This window comes from Sphingomonas sp. LaA6.9, from assembly GCF_022601895.1.
Classification (GTDB): domain Bacteria; phylum Pseudomonadota; class Alphaproteobacteria; order Sphingomonadales; family Sphingomonadaceae; genus Sphingobium_A.
Genome location: NZ_JAKVIO010000007.1, coordinates 127029 through 150217, shown reverse-complemented (window position 1 = coordinate 150217; position 23189 = coordinate 127029). Strand labels below are relative to the sequence as shown.

The 23189-nt window shown below is 63.7% G+C and carries 25 protein-coding genes; 9 read left to right on the top strand and 16 right to left on the bottom strand.

What is annotated here, in order from left to right:
• The 3 genes from MKI88_RS05975 to MKI88_RS05965 all read right to left on the bottom strand — a co-directional run.
• Positions 1–180: hypothetical protein (locus MKI88_RS05975; RefSeq protein ID WP_241630043.1), on the bottom strand; the 180-nt coding region annotated here is incomplete at its 3' end.
• A 66-nt stretch (positions 181–246) separates the two neighbouring features.
• Positions 247–396: a hypothetical protein gene (locus tag MKI88_RS05970; RefSeq protein WP_241630042.1), complete on the bottom strand. Its 150-nt coding sequence runs from the start codon at positions 394–396 to the stop codon at positions 247–249.
• A 310-nt stretch (positions 397–706) separates the two neighbouring features.
• Positions 707–1924 (bottom strand): polyhydroxyalkanoate depolymerase, encoded by a 1218-nt coding sequence (locus MKI88_RS05965; RefSeq protein ID WP_241630041.1) that lies wholly within the window; start codon positions 1922–1924, stop codon positions 707–709.
• Between the two features lie 132 nt (positions 1925–2056).
• Between MKI88_RS05965 and MKI88_RS05960 the strand changes: the two genes are divergently transcribed.
• Positions 2057–3835, top strand: coding sequence for an ABC transporter transmembrane domain-containing protein (locus MKI88_RS05960; protein WP_241630040.1), 1779 nt, complete (start codon positions 2057–2059; stop codon positions 3833–3835).
• Between the two features lie 487 nt (positions 3836–4322).
• On the opposite strand, the gene MKI88_RS05955 is transcribed toward MKI88_RS05960, so the two are convergent.
• The 4 genes from MKI88_RS05955 to MKI88_RS05940 all read right to left on the bottom strand — a co-directional run bounded on the left by MKI88_RS05955 (position 4323) and on the right by MKI88_RS05940 (position 6880).
• Positions 4323–4754 (bottom strand): biopolymer transporter ExbD, encoded by a 432-nt coding sequence (locus tag MKI88_RS05955; RefSeq protein WP_241630039.1) that lies wholly within the window; start codon positions 4752–4754, stop codon positions 4323–4325.
• Between the two features lie 27 nt (positions 4755–4781).
• Complete coding sequence (locus MKI88_RS05950; protein ID WP_241630038.1) at positions 4782–5273, bottom strand: biopolymer transporter ExbD; 492 nt, start codon at positions 5271–5273, stop codon at positions 4782–4784.
• A gap of 109 nt (positions 5274–5382) precedes the next feature.
• Positions 5383–6168, bottom strand: a complete 786-nt coding sequence (locus tag MKI88_RS05945) for a MotA/TolQ/ExbB proton channel family protein (protein ID WP_241630037.1) — start codon at positions 6166–6168, stop codon at positions 5383–5385.
• A gap of 61 nt (positions 6169–6229) precedes the next feature.
• The gene (locus tag MKI88_RS05940) at positions 6230–6880 is read right to left on the bottom strand and encodes an energy transducer TonB (RefSeq protein ID WP_241630036.1); all 651 of its coding nucleotides are present in this window, start codon (positions 6878–6880) and stop codon (positions 6230–6232) included.
• A gap of 248 nt (positions 6881–7128) precedes the next feature.
• Between MKI88_RS05940 and MKI88_RS05935 the strand changes: the two genes are divergently transcribed.
• Positions 7129–7989, top strand: a complete 861-nt coding sequence (locus MKI88_RS05935; RefSeq protein ID WP_241630035.1) for a hypothetical protein — start codon at positions 7129–7131, stop codon at positions 7987–7989.
• Here the strand turns inward: MKI88_RS05935 and MKI88_RS05930 are convergent.
• On the bottom strand, positions 7968–8729 hold the full coding sequence (locus MKI88_RS05930; protein WP_241630034.1) for an SDR family oxidoreductase: 762 nt from the start codon (positions 8727–8729) through the stop codon (positions 7968–7970). The two genes, MKI88_RS05935 and MKI88_RS05930, sit on opposite strands and share 22 nt — an antisense overlap.
• Positions 8726–9097, bottom strand: a complete 372-nt coding sequence (locus MKI88_RS05925; protein ID WP_241630033.1) for a dihydroneopterin aldolase — start codon at positions 9095–9097, stop codon at positions 8726–8728. The genes MKI88_RS05930 and MKI88_RS05925 overlap by 4 nt, the downstream gene beginning before the upstream one ends.
• Positions 9098–9213: 116 nt before the next feature.
• Between MKI88_RS05925 and MKI88_RS05920 the strand changes: the two genes are divergently transcribed.
• Genes MKI88_RS05920 through MKI88_RS05905 form a run of 4 tightly spaced genes read left to right on the top strand, consistent with a single transcriptional unit; the run spans position 9214 to position 12141 of the window.
• Positions 9214–9723, top strand: a complete 510-nt coding sequence (locus MKI88_RS05920; RefSeq protein ID WP_241630032.1) for a GNAT family N-acetyltransferase — start codon at positions 9214–9216, stop codon at positions 9721–9723.
• A 44-nt stretch (positions 9724–9767) separates the two neighbouring features.
• Entirely contained in the window at positions 9768–10337 is a 570-nt protein-coding gene (locus MKI88_RS05915) for a DUF1285 domain-containing protein (RefSeq protein ID WP_241630031.1), read from the top strand.
• Positions 10334–10936: a CoA pyrophosphatase gene (locus tag MKI88_RS05910; RefSeq protein WP_241630030.1), complete on the top strand. Its 603-nt coding sequence runs from the start codon at positions 10334–10336 to the stop codon at positions 10934–10936. The genes MKI88_RS05915 and MKI88_RS05910 overlap by 4 nt, the downstream gene beginning before the upstream one ends.
• Before the next feature lie 35 nt (positions 10937–10971).
• Positions 10972–12141, top strand: coding sequence for a CCA tRNA nucleotidyltransferase (locus tag MKI88_RS05905; protein WP_407073306.1), 1170 nt, complete (start codon positions 10972–10974; stop codon positions 12139–12141).
• Here MKI88_RS05905 and MKI88_RS05900 read toward each other — a convergent pair.
• The 4 genes from MKI88_RS05900 to MKI88_RS05885 all read right to left on the bottom strand — a co-directional run bounded on the left by MKI88_RS05900 (position 12117) and on the right by MKI88_RS05885 (position 17899).
• The gene (locus tag MKI88_RS05900; RefSeq protein ID WP_241630029.1) at positions 12117–13874 is read right to left on the bottom strand and encodes a bifunctional diguanylate cyclase/phosphodiesterase; all 1758 of its coding nucleotides are present in this window, start codon (positions 13872–13874) and stop codon (positions 12117–12119) included. The two genes, MKI88_RS05905 and MKI88_RS05900, sit on opposite strands and share 25 nt — an antisense overlap.
• A 60-nt stretch (positions 13875–13934) precedes the next feature.
• A complete protein-coding gene (gene parC, locus MKI88_RS05895; protein WP_241630028.1) occupies positions 13935–16184 on the bottom strand; it encodes a DNA topoisomerase IV subunit A in 2250 nt (749 codons plus the stop codon).
• A gap of 24 nt (positions 16185–16208) precedes the next feature.
• Positions 16209–16847 (bottom strand): class I SAM-dependent methyltransferase, encoded by a 639-nt coding sequence (locus MKI88_RS05890; RefSeq protein ID WP_241630027.1) that lies wholly within the window; start codon positions 16845–16847, stop codon positions 16209–16211.
• 101 nt (positions 16848–16948) lie between these two features.
• The gene (locus MKI88_RS05885) at positions 16949–17899 is read right to left on the bottom strand and encodes a LysR substrate-binding domain-containing protein (protein ID WP_241630026.1); all 951 of its coding nucleotides are present in this window, start codon (positions 17897–17899) and stop codon (positions 16949–16951) included.
• A gap of 121 nt (positions 17900–18020) precedes the next feature.
• On the opposite strand from MKI88_RS05885, the gene MKI88_RS05880 reads away from it, so the two are divergent.
• Both MKI88_RS05880 and MKI88_RS05875 read left to right on the top strand, forming a co-directional pair.
• Positions 18021–18188, top strand: a complete 168-nt coding sequence (locus MKI88_RS05880; protein WP_241630025.1) for a hypothetical protein — start codon at positions 18021–18023, stop codon at positions 18186–18188.
• A gap of 180 nt (positions 18189–18368) precedes the next feature.
• The gene (locus MKI88_RS05875) at positions 18369–18860 is read left to right on the top strand and encodes a CAP domain-containing protein (RefSeq protein WP_241630024.1); all 492 of its coding nucleotides are present in this window, start codon (positions 18369–18371) and stop codon (positions 18858–18860) included.
• On the opposite strand, the gene MKI88_RS05870 is transcribed toward MKI88_RS05875, so the two are convergent.
• Both MKI88_RS05870 and MKI88_RS05865 read right to left on the bottom strand, forming a co-directional pair.
• Positions 18857–19798 carry a glutaminase gene (locus tag MKI88_RS05870; RefSeq protein ID WP_241630023.1) on the bottom strand — a complete coding sequence of 314 codons (942 nt, stop codon included), beginning with the start codon at positions 19796–19798 and terminating at the stop codon, positions 18857–18859. The genes MKI88_RS05875 and MKI88_RS05870 overlap by 4 nt on opposite strands.
• Entirely contained in the window at positions 19791–20249 is a 459-nt protein-coding gene (locus MKI88_RS05865) for a hypothetical protein (protein ID WP_241630022.1), read from the bottom strand. Before MKI88_RS05865 ends, MKI88_RS05870 begins: the two co-directional genes overlap by 8 nt.
• A 157-nt stretch (positions 20250–20406) precedes the next feature.
• On the opposite strand from MKI88_RS05865, the gene MKI88_RS05860 reads away from it, so the two are divergent.
• A complete protein-coding gene (locus MKI88_RS05860; protein ID WP_241630021.1) occupies positions 20407–21699 on the top strand; it encodes a hypothetical protein in 1293 nt (430 codons plus the stop codon).
• Here the strand turns inward: MKI88_RS05860 and MKI88_RS05855 are convergent.
• On the bottom strand, positions 21607–23094 hold the full coding sequence (locus tag MKI88_RS05855) for a lipopolysaccharide biosynthesis protein (RefSeq protein ID WP_241630020.1): 1488 nt from the start codon (positions 23092–23094) through the stop codon (positions 21607–21609). The genes MKI88_RS05860 and MKI88_RS05855 overlap by 93 nt on opposite strands.
• Between the last annotated feature and the right edge of the window lie 95 nt (positions 23095–23189).

Here is a 23189-nt window from a genome sequence, read left to right as displayed (position 1 = left end):
GCCGAAATTGTCCCGCGCAAAGGTGCGGGCCGCAGTGGCGCTTTTGAACAGCTGTTCATGCAAGGTCGCGGTGACGATGGGATAGCCTTGCGAATTGTAGCGCGTGTCGCGAACGGTGAGCCTGAAATGACCATCATCGTCCTTGTTGATCAGGAAAGGGCGAACCGGGGGTGTCGACATGGTGGCAGATCCTTTGAGCGGCAATAAAAAGCCAGGCACCGCGGAATGCTGTGCCTGGCGGAGACGTCATCCGAGCAGGTCGGCGACGATCTTCTTGAGTTCGCGACCCGACAGCGTCGCGGGAAGCATCCGCTGGGGTGGCGGGGGCGCCGCCCGTACGGGGCTGAAGGCAAGAGTGCGCGATGGGCGGCCCGAAGCGATAATATTGGTAATCATGAAATCCTCTGGCGGCTGTGCCGCCTTTAAAATGCAATACGCTCACGCGACCGGCGCCGCGCAAATGCGCGCGCCATCGAAGGGAGCCGAGATACATATGGAAGCGTCAGCTTCGCGTCATGCGTTCCCGTGGAGCCAATGCCCGCGAGCGCGGAGTGCGTGGCAAAAAGGGAAAAATCCAGGTCCGTCGTAGCCGACGTAAGTGAACCCCATATAAGGACTGGCTGAAAAAAAGCAATGATGCGCCCCAAAGGCGCCAAAGTTCGGATCGGGGACGTCGCGCCGGGGCGCCGGGCGGCGCTGCCCGGCCTCAGTCGAACTTCGCGATCCACTCCTCGACGACCGGTGCGATCCGCGTCCGCCACTTGCTGCCGTTGAAGATGCCGTAATGGCCGACCTCCGGTGCAAGATGATATTTTTTCGACTTTGCGGGCAGGTTTTTCGCCAGCGTCAGCGCCGCCTTTGTCTGGCCAACGCCCGAAATATCGTCCCGCTCACCCTCGATCGCGAGGATCGCGATGTCCTTGATCGCCTGAGGATCGACACGCTTTCCGCGATGATAAAACTGGCCGCGCGGAAGCAGGTGGCGCTGGAAAACGACATCGACCGTCTCGAGATAAAATTCGGCGGTCATGTCACAGACCGCGCGATACTCGTCGTAGAAGCGCTTGGTCGCGTCAGCGCTGTCATCGTCGCCCACGACCAGATGCTTGAACATCTCCCAGTGGCTCGTCATGTGGTCGCCGAGGTTCATCGACATGAAGCCCGCGAGCTGAAGGAAGCCGGGATAAACCGCACGGCCCGCGCCGGGATAGTGCATCGGAACCGTGGCGATGACGTTCTGCTCGAACCAGCTGTGCGGGCGCTCGGTCGAGAGGTTGTTGACCGCAGTCGGCGCCTCGCGCGTGTCGATCGGTCCGCCCATCATCGTCAGCGTCTTCGGCCGGCAGGGATGCTCGTCCTTCGCCATCAGCGCCGCAGCGGCGTAGCAGGGCACCGAGGGCTGGCACACCGCGAGCATGTGCGCGCCCGGACCGATATGTTCGAGGAACTCGATCAGATAGTCGATATAATCGTCCAGATCGAAGCGCCCTTCCCTCAGCGGTACAAGTTTGGCGTCGCGCCAGTCGGTGATGTAGACGTCGTGCCCCGGCAGCATGCGCTCGACGGTGCCGCGCAGCAGCGTCGCATAATGGCCCGACATCGGCGCCACGATCAGCAGCCTGGGGCCGCCCTCGATGCCTTCGCGCGCAAAGCGCTTCAACTGGCCAAAGGGCTTCTGGAGGACGATTTCTTCAGTGACGACGACCTTGCGCCCGTCGACCTCGGTCTGGACCAGGCCAAAGGCGGGCTTCCCGCGCGGCGCGGCGGCGTGCGCGAACACATCAAGCGCCGAGGCCAGGATCGGCCCCCCGCCGAAATAGGCAAAGGGATTGACGGGATTCTGCAGGAATTCCGCGCCCATATTGGCAAAGGCGCTGGCGCCGGCGAGCAGCGAGCGCTGCATTTCATAAGCGTCGTAGAGCATGTTTTCCCGCTACTTCCCGATCCAATGCCGGGCATCCGCATTGTCACAAAAGTGTCTAGTTCATTTTTTGTGCGATGCAAAAGCCAAAGCGCGCGATTGAGCGTTTTGCACGCAACTGCTAGGCGCAGCCGCATGGCCAGCGAGACGCAACAAGCAAGCACGGCCGGGCGGAAGCTCGGAAGCCTTTCCATGGTCTGGACAATGGCGCTGCGCTATCCGTGGCGGATCGTCGCAGCGGCGGTGGCGATGCTGATTGCGGCTTCTGCAACACTCGCCATTCCCGGCAGTTTCCGCCTCATCATCGACCGCGGATTCGCAACCGACGGTGGCGATATTGCGCGCTGGTTCCAGTATCTGCTGCTCATCGTAGCAGTACTCGCGCTCGCGACCGCACTGCGATTCTATTTCGTCTCGTGGCTCGGCGAGCGCGTGGTCGCGGATATTCGTCGCGCAGTGCAGCAAAATCTGCTGCGGCTGTCGCCAGGCTTCTTCGAAGAAAACCGCCCGTCCGAAATCGCCTCGCGCCTCACCGCCGACACCACCATCATCGAGCAACTGGTCGGGACCACGATCTCGGTGGCGCTGCGCAACCTCGTCATGGCGGTGGGCGGCATCATCTATCTGTTCACGCTTTCGGCCAAGCTGACCGGGCTCATGCTTATCGGCATTCCGCTGGTCATCCTGCCGATCGTCGTGCTGGGCCGGCGCGTCCGCACGATCTCGCGCAGCAGCCAGGACCGTGTCGCCGATGTCGGAGCGATGGTCAGCGAGGTGCTCGGCGCGATGAAGATCGTCCAGGCCTTCGGGCAACAGGATCGCGAAGGCATCCGGTTCAGTTCGGCCGTCGAGAGCGTGTTCGATACCGCGCGCCGCCGCATCCTCATCCGCGCGATCATGACCGCGGCGGTGATCGGCCTTATCTTCAGCGCGATTACGCTGGTGATGTGGCAGGGCGCGCTGGACGTCGCCTCGGGCCGGATGAGCGGCGGCACCATCGCCGCCTTCGTGCTCACCGGCGGAATCGTGGCGGGCGCGTTCGGTTCGCTGACCGAGGTATATGGCGATCTGTTGCGTGGTTCCGGGGCGGCGAGCCGCCTGTCCGAACTCCTTGCCGAAAAGCCGACGATTGCGTCCCCCGCCCAGCCCCGCGCGCTGCCGCAACCGCCGCGCGGCGAACTCGCCTTCGAACACGTCACCTTCCATTATCCCACGCGGCGCGAAACCAGCGCGCTCGAGGATTTCTCGCTCGCCGTCTCGACCGGCGAGACCGTCGCCATGGTCGGCCCATCGGGCGCGGGCAAGTCGACTCTGTTCCAGCTCATCCAGCGTTTCTACGATCCCGATCAGGGCGTCGTGCGCCTCGACGGCATCGCGCTTCCCGAAGCCGACCCTGCCGAAATACGCAAGCGGATAGCAATGGTGCCGCAGGAAACCGTGATCTTCGCGGCCTCGGCACGCGACAATCTTCGCTATGGCAATTGGGATGCCGGCGACGACGCGCTCTGGGCCGCGGCCGAGGCGGCGAACGCCGCCGAGTTCCTGCGCAAACTGCCCCAGGGGCTCGACACCTTCATGGGCGAGGGCGGAGCGCGACTGTCAGGCGGGCAACGCCAGCGGCTGGCGATCGCGCGCGCACTCCTGCGCGACGCACCCATCCTGCTGCTCGACGAGGCCACTTCAGCGCTCGACGCCGAATCCGAGCGGCTGGTCCAACAGGCACTCGAGAAGCTCATGCATGGACGCACGACGCTCGTGATCGCCCACAGGCTCGCAACCGTGCGCGCCGCCGACCGGATCGTCGTCATGGATCACGGCCGCATCGTCGAGCAGGGCAACCACGACACGCTGAGCGCGCATGGCGGGCTCTATGCCCGGCTCGCGCGGTTGCAGTTCGAAGGGCTTGCCGCCTGACCAATATGAAGCGCATGCGGCCGTTCGAAGCGCCAATGCGACGAACCGCGGCGAATTGCTAACGGGTCGTTAACCATTTCACTGTCTAATGATGACGCCTCGCATCGGTCCGAGGCGCGCGCGGCCACACCCCTTTGGGCGGCGCGGCTCCGGGGTCCCGGCGACCCGTTGGCGTAACGTCGCCGGGGCTTCGACCGATCCGTAACGCGTAACAGTGAAGAAAGAGTAAGCATGAAGAGCTCGGATTATCTGCAAGCCGACCTCGTGGCCCTGGCCGTGATCCTGAGCGGGCTGCTGCTCTATGGCGTCTGGATCGTCGCCTACACATTGCTCGGCGGATAAGGGCACGCAAGCGCGCGCCGGGGACCTTGAAGAGGTGGCCCGGCTCGCGACATCTGCCGGCCATTCACCCGATCGGCATGGACACGCAGAAAAAGGGCGGCCCCTTGCAGGACCGCCCTTCAATTCTCTTCATCCAACCAGCAGATTACCAGGTGCGGTACTGCTCGTTGCCGACGAAGCCCATCTTGGTCACTTCGGACTTCTTGATGATCGCCAGAACCTGATCGACCACGTCGTAACGGGCCTGCGCGTCGGGCTGGAAGTGCAGCTCGGGCTCGGGCTCCATGACCTTGGTGCGGTCGAGATACTGGCGCAGCGTGACCTTGTCGATCGGGCTGCCGTTCCACATGATGACCCCGGCCGCGTCGATCGAGATCTTGTTCTTGTCCGGCTGGATCGGCGGCGGATTCTGCCGCGCATTGGGATCGTCAACCGGAAGATCGACCTTAACCGCGTGGGTCTGGATGGGGATGGTGATGATGAACATGATGAGGAGAACGAGCATGACGTCGATCAACGGCGTCGTGTTCATTTCCATCATCGGCTCGCCATCATCCTTGCCGCCGCTCATTGCCATTTCAGCTAACTCCTCAAACTCTTCTGATTACAGACGCTGGGCAACGAAGCTGCCCGCCGGCGGCTCGGAAATAAATCCGACGCGCGAAAAACCGGCCATCTGCATCGTGAAGATCGTGCCGCCAATGCAGCGATAAGGCGTGTTCACATCGCCACGGATATGCGCTTCGGGCATGTCTTCCGCGGTGAAGTTTTCGAGGCCGCCCTTCTTGTCGATCTCCGCCTTCAGCTTCGCCACTGCACGATCGAGCAGTTCCTGCGAGCTGACCTTGGTGAGATTCCAGTACACCTCGCATTCGCCCGCGGGACCAGCCTTGACGGAGAGCGATACGTTCTCCGGCTTGGTGGTGGTCGGATCGTGGCGAACCTCGGGAAGCTTGAGGTCAATCGTCTGGATCACGACCGGAACCGCGATCAGGAAGATGATGAGGAGCACCAGCATGACATCCACGAGCGGCGTCGTGTTGATGTCCGACATCGGGGTTTCATCGCCCCCACTGGGTCCAGCACTGATTGCCATGTATTCGGATCCTATCCTGCTATGCTTCCGGCATGGCTCAGCGAGCTGCCGAAAAAGTCATCGGAAAAACAGAGCGGCGACCCGGCGGGCCGCCGCTCCGTATCCGCAATCAGGCCTTGGTCGCAGCGCCAGCCGTGGCGGTCGCGGGCTTCGCGGCCGGGGCGGGGCGGCCGACGACGGCGGGCTTCACCGCACCGTTCGAGACCATGTAGCCATGCACGTCGTTCGAGAAGGCAGCGAGGTCTTCCGAGATCGACTTGTTGCGGCGCTGCAGCCAGTTATAGGCAAGCACCGCAGGAACGGCGACGGCCAGACCGAGCGCGGTCATGATGAGCGCTTCACCGACCGGACCGGCGACGACGTCGATGGACGCCTGACCCGACGCACCGATCTTGATTAGCGCGCGGTAGATGCCGATAACCGTACCGAACAGACCGATGAACGGTGCGGTCGCGCCGACGGTCGCGAGGAACGCGAGGCCCGTGCCGAGCTTCGAGTTGATCGCGTTCTGGCTGCGCTGCAGCGAACCATGAAGCCAGTCATGCGCCTCGACGGGATCGGTCAGCTTGTTGTGCTGGTCCATCGCGATCAGGCCGTCGTCGACGATCTGCTTGTAGGCCGAGTTCTTCTCGAGCTTGGCAGCGCCTTCCTTGAGGCTCGGATTGTTCCAGAAGCTCGAGCGGACGCGCTTCGACTGGTTGATGATCTTCTGCTGTTCGAACAGCTTGGTGAACATGATGTAGAACGAGAAGACCGACATCGCGCAGAGGATCAGGAACACGGCCCAGGCAATGGTACCGCCCTGTTCGAGCGCGGCCATCAGGCCGTAGGGGTTCTCGCCGGCGTGGGCGGCGGGAGCGGCACCGGCCGCGGCTGCTGCGAATTGAATGAACATTGGGGTTACTTTCCTCTCAAATTAAGACTGCAAAAAATGCCGATGGCAAAATTGTACGGGATCAATCCTTTGGCAGGCGCCAGGTGACGCGCTGGGTCTTGGTCTCGGCAATCTTGGCACCGCTGGCATCTTCAGCAGGACGATAACGGAAGCGACGCAGGATGAGCTTGCAGGTTTCGGCATCCAGAATGGACGAACCACTGGAAGCGGTAACGTCGCAACTGGTCACACGACCGTCTGCACCGACAGTGAAACGCACTGCCGTCGTTCCGGCATCGCCCGCACGCACCGCTGCAGGCGGATAGTCGGCGTCCGAAATCGAGCCACCACGATGCTCAGCCTTCTTGGCCACGCGCGGCGGAGCCGGCGGCGGCGGAGGCGGCGCCGCAACGGGAGCAGGCGTATAGACCGGCGGCGGCGTGTTGACCGTCGTTATCGGCGGCGGGGGGGCCACATTGGTCTGCACGATCGGCGGGGGGGTCACGACCGGCGGCGGCTCAATGGGCTTGTCCGGCGGCGGTGGCGGCGGCTCTTCCTCGGGCGGAGGCGGTTCATCCTCGACGTCGAAGACGTTCAGGTCCTCAGCCGCCTTCTTGACCACGTTATAGGCCAGTCCGGTGACGAAGGCGTATCCGAGTACCGCGTGCAGAAGCGCGACGATAACGATCGCGATCGTGCGGCTCGAACCTTGCGATCTATCAGCATAAGCCATTCAGAAACGATACTCCCTCTATTCACATAACGGAGCGGAGCGCGCCGTCCGACCTCCTGCGCCGGATACGCCTGTGACCCGCTCTGCCACGATTTATTGTATCTTAAGGCAGAACTGTGTCTCTATCGCCACACTTGGGCCGACGCAATTGCTTTGTTTCCCCGCTGCGCGCCCCGTCCCGATATGCGCTCCATCCTGCGTTAAGACACACGCTGCCAATGCCTCTAAAGACGGGTTATGGAGGCTTTATGACAGCATGGAAACTTGTCGCGGCGCTGGCCGCTTCCGCCGCGGTTTTCTCCGCAAATTCAAATGCTCAGGCCCCCATTCCGGCGCCGCAGTACAGCTATGCCGACCTCGCGGACCTGGCCGATGCGGCCCCCGTGGTTGTCGATGCGCGCATCCGCGAATCGATTCGTGTTACCGGTCCCGCTGCGGCCAATGTGCCCGCCGGCAAGGCACGTTTCTACGTCGAAGCGGACGTGCTTTCGCTGATTCGCGGCGTCGGCGGGAGCCCGTCAAAAATAAACTATGTCACCGATGTCATGCTTGACACGCGCGGACGCGCCCCGAAGCTCAAGAAATCAAGGGTTTTGCTGCTCGCGCGGCCCGTGTCCGGACAAGCGGGAAGCCTGCAACTTGTAGCCCCCGATGCGCAGATTCCCTGGAGCGAATCGGTGGATTCGCGGCTGCGCGCGATTCTGACCGAGCTCACCGCGCCCGAGTCGCCGCCCAGAATCACGGAAATCGGCGGTGCATTTCATACCGCGGGCACATTGCCCGGCGAGGGCGAGACGCAGATCTTCCTCAGCACCCAAAGGGGGGATCCGATTTCGGTGATCGTGCTTCGCCGTCCCGGTCAGGAACCGCGCTGGGCCGTCGCGCTTGGCGAAATCGTCGACGAGGCCGCGCGGCCACCGCAGCGCGACACGCTGCTCTGGTATCGCATGGCCTGCTCGCTTCCCGCACGGCTGCCGGCGAAATATCTCGAATCGATCGACCCGGCCCAGGCCGAGATCGCGCAGGCCGACTATCGCATCGTCCGCGAGGGGCTTGGCCGCTGCGTGCGCACGCGCGGCGCGGCCGATCAGCCTCCGGTTCCCAGATAGACAAAGTCGCGCTTGAAGGCCGCCAGATTGGCCCCGCCGTCGACATAGATCACCTGCCCGGTGGTCGCGCGCGCGCGCGCGAGATAGAGGACCGAATCGGCGACATCCTCGGGATCGGGCAGCAGCTGCAACGGCATTGCCGCGCGGATCTCGTCCATCTGCGCGGGTCGGTAATCTTCGGTCGGCAGGGTGAGGCCGGGGGCTATCCCGCACACCCGCGCACGCGGCGCAAGCGCACGCGCCAGCATCTCGGTCGCCCCGGCAAGCGCGAGCTTGGAAATCGTGTAGCTCGCCTGATCGCCGACGGGATGACGGATACGCTGGTCGAGGATGTTGACGATGACGGCGGTTTCGTCCTCCCCCACGCGTGCCGCGACCTCGCGCGCGAGCAACACGGGCGCCGCGGTATTGACCGCAAAATGCGCGACGAGCGCGTCATGCGTCATCGTCGCGGGATCATCATTCCCGAACAGCGAGGCGTTGTTGACGAGCAAAGTCGGTGCCACGCCGAAATGCTTGGCGACCCGGCCGACGAGCGCGGCCAGTTCGTCCTTGTCCGCAAGATCGGCGGCAAAGCCGTGCCAGACGCATCCCGCCTTTTCCAGCCGCGCGAGCAGCGAAGGATCGGGTTCGGCGGCGTGGCGCCCATGCAGCGCAAGCGCCCATCCCGCTTCGGCCAGACGACCCGCAATGGCGGCGCCGACGCGGTGGCAGCCGCCGGTGACGAGCGCGAGCCTCACTTGCGATGCCTTGTCAGCGAGATGCCGATCGATTCATTGGCTTCGGCGATCGCGATCTTGACGATGTCGACGCGCACGCGCCGGACGCGCGCATCCTGGATGAAGAGCGTGTCGCAGATGTGCTCTGCAACGGCTTCGACCAGCGTGAAATGCACCCCCTGGGGCAGCGCATCCTGCGCAGCGTGCTTCAGATCCATATAGTTCTTCGACGCGGTCAGCGGCGTGTCGGGTTCGAAGCGCGCGGGGCAGTCGAGATCCACGCGCACCGATATGCGCAGCGGCTGCGGCAGGTGCGTTTCTTCCGAATAGATGCCCGTGAGCACTGGCACCTCGAGATCGAGCACCTGCAATTGAAGCGTGTCTTCCATCAAACTCTCTTCCGCCTCTCGCGCCCCGGCGATCCGATTCGCGCTTTTCTTCAGCCGCGAAACCGCTAAAGCGCCTCGCGCCCAAGGTCCATCACGCTCTCGGAAAGGAACAGCCTGTGGCAGATATCGTGCCACTGCGGTCCGTTCCCGACGCTGCGGTGGAAAGCCTTCTCGACCATGCCTTTGGAACCGACCGGTTCGGGCGCACCGCCTATCGGCTGCGCAAGGGAACGCAGCCCATCGCCGAACTCAGCTTCGCAATGACGGACGAGGACGGCGGGCTGCTCGGTTCGATCCAATGCTGGCCGGTGATGCTCGCGAGGGACGGCGGCGCCTGCGATCCGCTGGTGATGCTCGGCCCCGTCGCGGTCGAACCCGCGGCGCAGCAGGGCGGAATCGGCAAGACGCTGATGCGCGCAACGCTTGCCGCCTGGGAGGCAGGAAACTTCCCGCCGCTGATGATGATCGGCGATCCCGAGTATTATGGCCGTTTCTTCGGCTTTTCCGCGGACGACACCAGCGAATGGGTGATCGACGGTCCGGTCGAGCGGCGGCGCCTGCTTGCGCTCGCACAACCGGGCCACAGCGTACCGCGCTTCGGACGGATCGTGCCGCGCCCGGCATGATGCGCTTTGCGCTTGGGCGCATGTTCGCCTAATCGAAACCGGCCATGCCGATGCTCCCGCCCCCTGACGATCTTGCACGCCTGTCGCTCGCCGAGGTCGCAAAGCTGGTCGATGAGCGTCGGTTGCCACCAGTCGAGAGCTGGAACCCGCGCCATTGCGGCGATAGCGAGATGCGGATCGCCCGCGACGGCACCTGGTTCCACCAGGGCTCACCCATCGGGCGCGCGGCCATGGTGCGGCTATTCTCGAGCATTTTGCGGCGCGAGCCCGATGGCGGCTATGTGCTCGTCACCCCCTTCGAAAAGCTCGATATCGAGGTCGAGGACGCCCCCTTCGTCGCGGTCGAGGTGAAGATCGACGGCGAGGGCAAGGAGACGACGCTGAGTTTTCGGCTGAACACGGGCGACCTCGTCATGGCGGGCGCCGACCATCCCATCCGCTTCGTGCCCAGGGCCGATGGACCGCATCCCTATCTTTGCGTTCGCGGCGGGCTCGAGGCGCTGCTTGCGCGGCCGGTATGGTACGAGCTTGCCAATCTCGCGCTTGCCAACGGCTCCGAGCCCCCCGGGCTCTGGAGCAATGACGCCTTTTTCCCGCTGGAGCCCGCGCCATGATCCTTGCCGAAAAGCTCCGCCATGCGCTTGCACGCGGCCATACCGATTCACCGATTCTTCTGACCGGCGACGATCGCGACGCGCTGATCGGCGCCAACGAGGTGCTGGTGCCTGCCGCAGTGCTCATCGCCGTTACCGATCGTGCCGATCCCGGCGTGATCCTGACACAACGCCCGGAGACGATGCGCAGCCATGCGGGACAGATCGCCTTTCCGGGCGGTCGCATCGATCCTGGCGATGATGGCGCCATCGAGGCGGCGCTGCGCGAGGCCGAGGAAGAGATCGCCCTGCCCCCGGACGTGGTGACCGTCATCGGCACCATCGATCGCTACCGCACCGTCACGGGCTATCAGGTAACCCCGGTGATCGGGATCATTCCCCCCGACCTTCCACTCGTCGCCAATACTGCCGAGGTGACCGAATGGTTCGAGGTTCCGCTGTCCTTCCTGCTGGAGCCCGCCAACCATATCGAGCAGGCGGTCGAATGGCAGGGGCGCGAGCGGCATTATTACGAGATCAGTTATGAAGGCCGGCGGATCTGGGGCGCGACGGCCGCGATGATCGTCAATCTGGCGCGGAGGATCATTTGGGCGGACTGACACTCCCGGAAGCGTCATGGCGCACCTGCGAGGGCATGGACCGGTTGCTCGGCGCGCTCGACGCGGCCGATGGCCAGGCGCGTTTCGTCGGCGGCGCGGTGCGCGACACGCTTCTCGGGCACGAGGTGCAGGATATCGACATCGCCACGCGCCTGCTGCCCGATGCAGCGATGCAGCGCTTGCGTGCGGTCGGGATCAAGGTCGTCCCCACCGGGATCGATCATGGCACGGTGACCGCAGTGCTTCCCGAAGGGCCGATCGAGGTGACGACGCTGCGCCGCGATGTTTCGACCGATGGACGTCGCGCCACCGTCGCCTTTTCGGATGATTGGCGCGAAGATGCCGCGCGCCGCGACTTCACGATCAACGCGCTTTATGCGGACCCGGCGACGGGAGCGATCTTCGACTATTTCGGCGGGGCCGACGACCTGGCGGCCGGACGGATCCGCTTCATTGGTGATGCCCTGCAGCGGATTGCGGAAGATCATCTGCGCATCCTTCGGTTTTTCAGGTTTCATGCGCGCTTCGGCAAGGACGCACCCGATCCGGAGGCACTGGCTGCCTGCCGTGCGCGCTCGCGCGACCTGATGGCGCTGTCGCGCGAGCGGATCGCGGATGAATTGCTCAAGCTGCTCGCGCTGCCCGATCCTGCACCGACAATTGCATTGATGATCGACGCGGGCATCTTCAGTGCGATCATTCCCGAAATCGGTCCGGACTCGCTCGCGCGGCTCGAAAATCTCATTGCGCATGAACAGGCGACGGGCACAGCGCCCGATGCGGTCCGCCGCCTCATTGCGATTGTGCCGGCGGACGGCGACAAGGCCGACGCGATCGCAGCAAGGCTCAAGCTATCGAACGCACAGCGCAAGCGCATCGGGATCGCGCTTGGCGGGAACGACGGCGGGCCGCGTGAACTGCTCTATCGCTGGGGCACGATTTCGGCGACCGACCGGCTGTTGCTCTCGGGTCTTCCGACCGAACGGATCAGTGCCGGTGTGAAGCTGGTAGGGACGGCGGAACGGCCGAAGCTGCCGATCGGCGGCGGTGCCCTCGTCGCGCGCGGCCTTGTGGCGGGGCCCGTTGTGGCAAAGGCATTGCAGACGGTTGAGCGACGCTGGATCGACGAGGACTTTCCCGATGCGGCGCGGGTCTCGGCGATTGCCGACGAAGTCGTGGCTCAGGCGTTGCGCGCGAGCAAATAGCTATAGGCAGCATCGCTGTCGAGCGGTCCCGAATAATGGAACCCCTGCCCCATCGCGCAGCCAAGCGCGGCAAGCGTTCGCGACAGTTCGATCGATTCGACCCCTTCGGCTGTCGTCTTGAGTCCAAGCGCGTCGGCGAGCGACAGGATCGCGCGCACGATCGCAACCTTGTTCTTGTCCTCGAGCATGCCCGTGATGAAGCTGCGGTCGATCTTCAGGATGTCGAGCGGCAAGCGCTGGAGATAGGCGAGGCTTGAATAGCCCGTGCCGAAATCGTCGACGGCGATCGAGGTGTCGAGCTCCTTCAGCGCGTCGAGCACGCGCACCGCGCGCTCCGGGTCCGCGATGACCGCGCTTTCGGTGAGTTCGAGCGTGAAGCGCGAGCCCGCTATGCCGGCGCCGTCCAGCGCGGTGGATACCACCGAGGCCACATCGTCGCGCGCAAGCTGGATCGCGGAAAGATTGACACTGATCTTGACGGGCAGCGGCCGGCCCGCGCGCACATCCCATTCGGCGAGCGTGTGCGCGGCCGCTTCAAGCGCCCAGCGCCCCAAGGGAACGATCAGCCCCGATTCCTCGGCGACGGGGATGAAGTCGGTCGGCGAGATTTCGCCATGTTCGTCGTCCTGCCATCGCGCGAGCGCTTCGAAGCCCGCAACACGATCGTTCGACAGGTCGATCAGCGGCTGGAAAGCGAGATGCAGGCGGTTGCCCTCGACCGCGCGGCGCAATTCGGTTTCAAGGCTGAAGCGCTTGCGCGCCATGTTGAACGCGGTGGGTTGATAGATTTCAGTCTTGCCCGTTTCCTTGGCGCGCTTGAGCGCGAACTGGGCATGGCGGACAAGTTTTTCGGAATCGGCGACGCCATCGTTCATGAGCGCGCAGCCGATCGAGCATTCGACCTTGATCTCGAGGTCGGTCAGGCGAAAGGGAGCGGACAGCACCTCCTGCACGCGCTTCGCCACATGCAGCGCATCACCCGGGCCTTCGACAAGGCGCACGAGGACGCCGAATTCGTCGCCGCCGATCCGCGCCAGACGATCGCCTGCCCGCAAGGCGTGGACGAGCCGGCGCGCGACGGTGATGATCAGCTCGTCACCGGCCATCGGACCGATGCATTCGTTGATGCGGCTGAAGCGCACGAGATCGACGATCAGTACCGCAAAATGCTGTTCAGGGTCGGTCGAGGTCTGCTCGAGCAGTTCGGCAAAGCCCGCGCGGTTGGGCAGGCCGGTGAGACTGTCGGACAACATCTCGCGCCGGAGGTTCTGCGCCGTCTGCAGTTCGGCGGTGCGATCGAGCAGCGTCAGCATGCACCGCGCGCCCGAGATGTGGGTTTCGGCGAGCCGCGCCAGTCGCACGGAGAAATGCCGGCCCGCGATCGCGTCGCCGTCCTGCCACTCGAAATCCGAGTGCGCGTCGCCGCTGATGAGGAACTCGACGATCCGCTCGCCCAGCCCGTTGCGGTCCAGAAGCGAGTCTGCCCGACGAGACCTGGCGCTCAACGGCTCGTTCAGTTGCTTGAAGACCGCATTGCTGCATTCGACGAAACGGCCTTGCGGCCCGATTCCGATCACCGCGGCGCCAATGGGCAATGCATCGAGATAGTGCTGACGCGCCTCGACAAAGGCCGGAAGATGCTCGTCAATCGTCAGGCGCGCCGCCGCGAGGGGCGGTTTCCCGCCGTCCCCTTCGGAAGGCTTGAGCCTGTTTCGATTGACCGCGACGCCCATGCGCCGACCGGGTTACGCTCTGGAAGGTAAAATTTGTGTAAAATCAGCGCCGAAATGGCCTTAGCCGAAGCGGTTATCACGCGGGAAGCCGGTTGGCGGCATCCGTCCGGCAGCGCCGCGCGCGACGCGCCACGGCGTCAGGTCTGCCTCGGTACGCGTCCGTCCGGTATCGCCGCCCATTGCCCAGCTCAGCCCGTCCTCGAAACGGAAGGCAATCGCATCCGAAAGCCCGCCATCGCGGTAACGCTGGAGTGCGACGCCCTGACCACGCCCCATTTCGGGCAATTCACCGAGCGGGAAGACGACAAGCTTCCGGTTTTCGCCGATAGCGGCGACATAGTCGGCATTCGCGGGAATGGGCCGGACAATCTTCAGCTTCGCGCCGGGCCGAACGTTGACAAGCTGCTTGCCCTTGCGTGTTTCGGCGACCGCGTCGGCGACCGCCGCGACGAAGCCGCGCCCGTCGGATGATGCCACGAGCAACTTGCCACCGGGCGTTCCCGGGAGCACGACGATGATCCCGGTCTCATTCTCCACATCGATCATCAACCGCACCGGCTCGCCAAAGCCACGCCCGCCTGGCAGCTTGTCGGCGGCGAGCGTGTAGAATCGCCCATTGTCGGCGGCGAGAAGAATCTTGTCGGTGGTCTGCGCGTGGAAGGCGTGCGCGGGGCCATCGCCCTCCTTGAACTTGAGCGCGTCGGCCGAAGACAGGTCGATGTGGCCTTTCATCGCGCGGATCCAGCCGCGCTGCGACATGATGACGGTGATCGGCTCGCGCTCGACCATCGCCTCGAGCGGGATCTCGCGTGCGGGCGCGGCTTCCTCGATCAGCGTACGGCGGCGGCCGAGTGCGGTCTCGGGGCCATAGCGCTCGCGCACCTTGCCGAGATCGCGCTTTAATTGCGTGCGCTGGCGCGCGGGGCTCTCGATCAACGCGGCGAGCGTCTTGCGCTCGGCGTCCAGCGCCTCGCGCTCCTTCTTGATCTCCATTTCCTCGAGCTTGCGCAAGGAACGCAACCGCATGTTGAGGATCGCCTCCGCCTGGCGGTCATTGAGGCCGAATTCAGCCATCATCACGGGCTTGGGCTCGTCTTCTGTGCGGATGATCTCGATGACGCGGTCGAGGTTCAGATAGGCGATCAGATAGCCGTCGAGCAGCTCGACGCGGTCGTCGATCTTCGCCAGCCGGTGCTGCGAGCGGCGGACGAGCACGTCGATCTGGTGATCGAGCCAGTGGGTGAGCACTTCCTTCAGGCTCATCACGCGCGGTGTGCGATTGGCGTCGAGAACGTTGAGGTTGAGCGAGATGCGCACCTCCAGATCGGTGAGCCTGAACAGGCTTTCCATCAGCATCTCGGGCTCGACCGTGCGGCTGCGCGGTTCGAGGACGATGCGGATCTGCTCGTCGGATTCGTCGCGGATGTCGGCGAGGATCGGCAGCTTCTTGTCGTTGATGAGCTGTGCGATCTGCTCGATCAGCTTGGATTTCTGAACCTGATAGGGAATCTCGGTGACGACCGCGACCCAGGTGCCCCTGCCCTCATCCTGCTTTTCCCAGCGCGAGCGCACGCGAAAGCCGCCGCGTCCAGTGGCGTAGGCCTCTCGGATGGCGGAAGCGCTGTCGACGACGATGCCGCCGGTGGGGAAATCGGGTCCCGTGACATATTCGAGAAGCTGCACGTTTTCAGCCTCGGGCTGGTCGATCAGCAGCATCGCGGCGTCTATGAGCTCGGCGGCGTTGTGCGGCGGGATGTTGGTGGCCATGCCCACCGCAATGCCGCTCGCGCCATTGGCGAGCAGATTGGGGAAGAGCCCGGGCATCACCTCGGGCTCTTCATCTTCACCGTTATAGGTCGGTCGATAGTCGACCGTGCCCTCGTCGAGCCCGGCCATCAGGTCGATCGCCACAGGTGTCAGCCGCGCCTCGGTGTAGCGATAGGCCGCGGCGTTATCGCCATCGATATTGCCGAAATTGCCCTGGCCGTCGACGAGCGGATAGCGCAGCGAGAAGGTCTGGGCGAGGCGGACCATCGCGTCATAGACCGACTGGTCGCCATGCGGGTGGTATTTGCCGATGACATCGCCGACGACGCGCGCGCATTTCTTGTAGCCCGAAGCCGGATCGAGCCGCAGCAGCCGCATCGCCCAGAGCAGGCGGCGATGAACGGGCTTCAGGCCGTCGCGGACATCGGGAAGCGACCGCGCGGTGATCGTCGAGAGCGCGTAGACGAGATAGCGTTCGGAGAGCGCGCTATCGAATGGGTGGTCAACAATCTGGTCGAAGGGATCGGTGAAGTCGGTGGCCATATGCACTGCGATAGCAGGCTGGAGTCACGGCGCAAACCACTCGTGGGTGGAAACATCGCCGTCGGGCTTGCGGATCATCCAGATACGGCGCTCGACGGTGAAGGGGATGTTCAGGTCCTTGCAGAAATCGTCGATCGTCCAGAGAACGTCGGGGTGGGTCCGCGCGCAATCGTCTCCGCACAGAATGCCGCCAGGCTTCACGCGCTGAAACCAGTGAACGACATCGGCATGGAAGCCTGGATTGTGGTGGACGCCGTCGAGAAAGACGAGATCAAGGCTCTGACGCGGCCAGTCGGCGAAATCATCGGGGCTGCGTCCACGAATCGCGATGATGTTGAGGCAATCGCGCGTGTGATAATCGAAATTCTCGCGGGTCCCCCAATTGCGACGCTCGGCCGTCATGGTGCCGTAATCCTCGCCTGCCGACTGATCGTGCCCCAGCCGGGTCGGCGGCGAATAGGGATGCTCCTGGGGATCCCATATATCTACGCAGGTGATCGAAACCGATGGGTCCACCGATTTCGACCAGCACCATGAGGATCGCCCGCAAAACGGGCCGACTTCTAGCATCGCCCCGCCCGGTGGGATCGTCTGCGCCAGCCGTTCGAGAATCTTCAGTTCGGGTTCGGGCATCCAACCCGGAATATCGAGATTATAGGGCATATGATCGCATCACCCCGCGCATGATTCACGCCGCTGGCCATCCGAACTGGCACTTCGCTCCGATTGCGGGCGCGGCGCAAGCCCGCAGCAACGCAATGCGTTCAGTCGCGGGGATCAGGGGCAGGCGCGGGCGGCGTGAATATTCCGTGTGGGTCGTCGATCGCGTCGGCACGCATCTCTGCCTCGATCCAGCTGCGAAAGGCCTTGATCTTGGGCGCATTGCGCTTGTGCGGCGGATAGACGAGCCAGTACATGCCGCGACCGAATGCGAAGTCGGGAAGCGGCTGGACGAGCCGACCCGAACGCAGTTCGTTGCGCCACAGTGCAAGGTTGAGAATCGCAATGCCGTGACCTGCCATCGCGGCATTCCCCTCGAGCAATTGCGAATCCAGCCTCAGGCCTGTGCGGGGCTGAGTGTCTTCAGTGACGCCGACCGCCCCTGCCCGTTCCGCCCATCGCCCCCACCAGACATCGTCGGACGACAGCCTCGGCAGGGCCATCAGATCCGCAGCCGTGCGGATCTGCGGATGTTGCGCAAGAAATTCGGGGCTCGCGAGCGGCGCGATGACAACGCGCATGAGGAAATGCGAGACCAGCCCCGGCCAGGGTGCCGCGCTGTTACGGATCGCGACATCGACCTCGTCACGCGCGAAATCGACGACATGGTCGTCGGTATGAAGCCTGACCGCCAGCCCCGGGCGCTGCATCTGGAAGGCCCCCAATCTGAACGCGAGCCAGTTCTGCGCAAAGGTGTTGGAACAACTGATCGTCAGCACCGACTCATTATCGGTGCGCGCGATCGAAAAGGCATCGTCGATGCTGTCGAACGCGCCTGAGATCAGCGGCGCAATGCGCTTGCCCGTTTCGGTCAGCACGACCTGACGCTTGATGCGGTGGAACAGCGAGGTTCCGATCCGCTCTTCCAATAATTTCACCTGATAGCTGACGGCCGCCTGGGTCATTCCCAGCTCCTCGGCAGCTTTTGTGAAATTTCCATGACGCGCAGCCGCTTCGAATACCCTGACCGCGGCGAGTGGAGGCAGCTTTCGCATCGCCGCTATCATAAGCCATACTTATCGAAATAGGGCAAGCATTTGTTGGCGCCGGCGGTCGGAAACGGGCATTCAGGCGCTGTCGAAACGATCCGTTTCCCAAGGATATTGGAGAATAGCCATGTTGCGCGACGAATTCGAAGGTCGCCTGTGGGCCGACCATCACCACGTCTTTTCCGAGCAGGTCGCCGCATTGTTCGCGGACACCGCGCTCGTCTTTCGCCGTCTGTCAGCGCGGCTTTATGACGCTCCCTGGGAGCGTAGCGAGCGCAAGGCGCGTTCCAACTGACGCCCCCGCCGGGCGGACTTGCCCCCTTACATCGTCCGCCCGGCACCCCTTATCCTTAGCGGCCCGTTCACCTAAGCCCTAAGCCCTTTCGCTACTGACATTCGTCAATGTCTGCCTGATCGAGGACAGGCATAGGACGAAACCATGTTTCGGTGCAGCAAGCTGGACCGGGGGGCACGAATGGCAGCGATCGTCGCGGCGGGCAGCATGCTCACCGGCGCAGCGCTGCCCAGCCTTGAGCAGCGCCTGCTATATTCGCACAATACCGAGCGCGCCCGCGCCGACCTCCCCGCGATGCACTGGGACGCTGGCCTCGCAGCGGATGCCGCCAAATGGTCGCGCCACCTCGCGGCGACCGGCCGGTTCGAGCATTTCGAGGAATTTTCTGACGATCCCGACGCGCAGGGCGAGAATCTGTGGATGGGCACGCGCGACGCCTTTTCCCCCGAGACGATGGTCGGCCACTGGATCGGGGAAAAGAAGCACTTCAAGCCCGGGGTCTTCCCCAATAACAGCACGACAGGCGATCTCGCGGATGTCGGTCACTACACACAGATCATGTGGCGCGACACGAGCAAGGTGGGCTGTGCGATCGCGGCCAATGCCGAGGACGAGTTCCTTGTCTGCCGATACAGCGCGACGGGCAACGTGATCGGCGAACGCCCTTTCTAAATCGACAGACCACCGTTGAAGATCGACCACCCGGTCGCCTCGGAAAGCCGCTCAAGCGCGAGACTGCCGAGCAGAGAATTGCCGCGCTCGTTAAGGCCCGGCGACCAGACCGCGATTGATGCCTTGCCCGGCACGATACCGAGGATGCCACCGCCGACCCCCGACTTTCCCGGAATGCCGACGCGAAAGGCGAACTCGCCCGAACCGTCATAATGGCCGCAGGTCAACATCAGCGCACCGACACGCCGCGCGCGCCTGGCCGAGATCACCTGATGCCCCGTACCGGGATGCAAGCCGTCAGCGGACAGATAACGTCCCGCCATGGCGAGCTGGCGACAGCTCATCGCCAGCGCGCACTGGTTGAAGTAGACGTTGAGCACATCGTCCACCGCGTTGCGCAGATTGCCGAACGCCTTCATGTAATTGGCCAGCGCGAGGTTGCGAAAGCCGGTCCGCGCCTCCGAACCCGCGACCTCTATGTCGATCTCTACCGCGTCGTCCTCGGCAAGGAAGCGCATGAAGCGCAGCAGCTCGCCGATCGCGCCCTGCGGCGCGCCGCGATCGAGCACTGCGTCGGCTACGACGATCGCTCCCGCGTTGATGAAGGGGTTGCGTGGGATGCCATGCTCGAATTCGAGCTGGACGATCGAGTTGAACGCCGATCCCGAAGGCTCGCGCCCCACGCGGCGCCACAGCGCATCACCATGCTTGCCAAGCGCAAGCGTCAGCATGAACACCTTGGAGATGCTCTGGATCGAAAAGGGCGTTTCGGCATCGCCGGCCGTGAAACTGTGCCCCTCCGCGGTGACCACCGCGATTCCGAAGCGCGCAGGATCGACGCGGGCGAGTGCGGGGATATAGTCGGCGGACCGTCCGCGCTCCTCGATCGCCGCCATATCGGCGGCGATCGTATCCAGAAGGTCCTGAAGGTCAGCCATGCCCGCCAAGTTCGGGCGGAAGCGTCAAGCCTTCGCGCTCATCATCCCAGATACAGTGCATGATCCACCAGCGGCTCCCGTCGTCATAGAGATGGAGCATGTTGAGCCCGCGCTTGATAAGTTCGGGCGATCCCGGGGCGGGCCGCGCCTCATAGGCGGAGAAGACCTGTGCGATGTTGCCGAAGCGGGTGACCTTGCGCCACGTCTCGATCTCGTAGAACGCGATATTCGCGAGCAAGGCAGAGGCGTTGGCGCGGTAGGAGTCGAGATCGAAGCTGAGCGCGATCGGCTTGCCCTGATCATCGAGGCGCGTGCGCACCATCCGCGCCTCGGGATGGAACAGTGCTTCTGACAGCGCCCAGTCCTGCCCGCCGGGCGGCCCGGAAACCGATGCGTAAAATGCATCGAAAATCTGGTCGAGGTCGTGCAGGTCTGTCGCCGTGGTCGCCATGTCGTTCCTTCCATGCTAGCCCCCAAGCGATAAGGCAGAAGACGGCGAAGGCAAGCGCCGAGCAGCGCATTGCCCAGCCTTGTGCAATAGTTTCGACAGATGGCGCGAGTTGCTCCATGTTAAGGACACGGGCGGCTATCGAGACGAGGCTGAGGCCATGGACAGTTTGCGCGTAAGGCTTACCGAAAGCCGTTCACCCGGTAAGGTGCGGAGATCCGCATTTTTCGATCAATCCGAAATCTGGTGGGAGATCGAGGCACCCGAGCCCGTCCTGCCGGAACCGCTGGAGCGTCACGACGTCGCAGCGACCGCGCTGATCTTCAAGGCCATGGAAAGCGCGCGCGACCTGCATATCGAAGGCCCGGTATCGCGATCGTTGCTGGCGGGCCTCGAGGAACTGGTGGTTTCCTGGGTGCTGTGGCGGCCCGACCTCTACGCACCGATCCGGTTGAGTGCCGATATCGAACTGGATGATGCCGGCAGCACGCGCCATGCCGATACCGCCATCGCCACCTGCTCGGGCGGCGTCGACAGTTCGTTCACGATATGGCGCCACTTCAACGCGCGTGCCAGCCGCGGCAGCCGCAAGCTGGGCGCCGCGCTCTTCGTTCATGGCCTCGACATTCCGCTGGCACGGCACGCGCAATTCGAGGATGCCTTTACCAGCGCGGCGGAAACGCTCCGCTCGATCGATCTGCCACTCGTCAAGATGCGGACCAACTGGCGCGAGCAGGCGTCGCGGGTATGGCAGATGGACTTCGGTTCGGGCCTGTCCTCGTGCCTTCGCCAGTGGCAAGGCACCTTCGATTCCGCGTTGATCGGATCGGGCGAGGACTATGCGCATCTCGTCTTCCCCTGGGGGTCCAACCCGATCACATTTGCGATGCTATCGTCCCCCGATTTCGAAATACTTTGGGACGGAGGCGGGTTTGGGCGGACAGCCAAGCTGGAAGCGATCAGCAACTGGCCCGAGGCGCTGAACAATTTGCGCGTATGCTGGCAGAATACGTCCGAAAGCGCCAATTGCGGGCGATGCGAGAAATGCGTGCGGACCAAACTCAATTTCCGGACGTTGGGACTCAGCCTGCCGCCTTCGCTCGGGGGCGAACCGACGCTGGCCCAGATCGCGGCCCTGCGCGCAAGCAATGCGGTCAAAGTCACCCAGCTTCAGGACATTGTCGAGCATTGCCGTCGCGGCGGCACCCTGCCCGGATGGGCGCGCGCGGTGCAGCTTTCGATCGCATGGAATTCGGCGCTCAACGCCGCCAAGCAGACCAAAAAAGTCCTGTTTCCGCGCCGGCGTCCCGCGAAGCAGGGCACACCGATCGCAACGGGCATTGCGGTGGCCGAACCACCCTTAGCCCCGGTTGAAGAACCGGGCGCGCGCCTTTCCGGCGAGGTCGAGCATCTCGCGCTCGGGGCCGGCAGGCCGACCGCCGATCATCCATAGCGCAGCGCTGCTCGCGCCATAGGTAAACGCTCCGATGCCAATCAGCGTCACGACTTCGAATAGCAGTTGTACCAAGCCGTGGTTCGCGGCAAACATCCGTTGCGCAGCCCACACTGCCGCGCTCATCACCAGGACAGCCAGGATGCAACGCAGATTGGCGCCAAGCTGCTTGCGCACCGGCAGCGCGATCAACCTCCTGATCATGAGCATGTTGACCAGCGTCGCGACAAGGCCGGTGATCACGCGGGCATAGATCACCCCTTGCAATCCATAGACGTACATGCCGGCCATGATGAGCGGCAGGCGCACGAAGAACAGCTGCGTATCGCGCACGAACAGCAAGCGCGTCGCACCCAGCGACATGCCCAGCGGAACGACCTGCGAGCCGATCGTCTGCACTGCGATGATGGCCGCCAACGCCTCGATCACTGCGGTGGCGGGCAGCCATTTCTCCCCCATGGCGAGCAACACGAGCGGTTCGGCGATCAGCGCCATGCCGACACCCAAGGGAAGTGCGATCGCGGTGACGAGCGCCTGTGCGCGTTGATAGGCATGGCGCAGTCGCCCCGGTTCGTTCGCGAATTTCGAGAAAGCGGGAAAGAGGGTCTGAGTGAGCGGCGATGTGGCCTCTCGGGTCGGCATCACCGCCAGATTGTTGCCCACGGTATAGTAACCGAGGTCGGTACTGCCCAGAAACTTGCCGATCAGCAACTGATCGAAGCGCCAGTTGATCGTGTTGATCATCTGGCTGAGCGCAAGCCACACCGAAAAGGACCAAAGTTCGCGTGCATGTTTCAGCGTCAGGCGCGGCCTGAAGGGCAGCACGGTGTAGGATATGACAACCTGCGCCAACTGCCCGACCAGCGTCCCCGCGATGAGCGCCCAATAGCTCCGGTAGATCAGCGCCACGGCTATGCCGACAATGACACCGATCATCTTTTGCGAGACATTCAGGACGAAATCCTGCCAGAAGATCAGTTCCTTCTGGAGCATGATCCGCCGCGGATTGGCGAGGCCGCTCATGAAGATGCTCAGGCCGAACGCATATATCACATTCGCAAGCCGCGGGTCGCCATAGAAGGCAGCGACCACAGGGCCGACCGCCGAGAACAGGCCGCCCAGCAGCAGTCCGCGCAGCATGTTGAGCGTCCACGCTGTATCGAAGTGCCCGCGCGTCGGCTCGCGGTGATGCACCAGCGCCTGCGCAAGCGAAAGATTGGTGAACGACTGCAGGATCAGGAGCATCGTCATGCCCAGCGCCACCAGACCGAAGTCCGAAGGCAGCAGCAATCGCGCGAGGACGATCGTCGAGATGAAGCCAAGCGCGTTGACGAGTCCGCGCGACGCCGTGATCCACAGGCTTCCACGCGCCAGCCGTGACGAGAGGTTTTGCACCACCGCTTCCCGATCCGCTCTCGCTGCTGCCGCGAACGCCGACCGGCCTAATTCCTATGCGCGGGCGGTGCAACCGTCATGAGATGGTGCCTGCC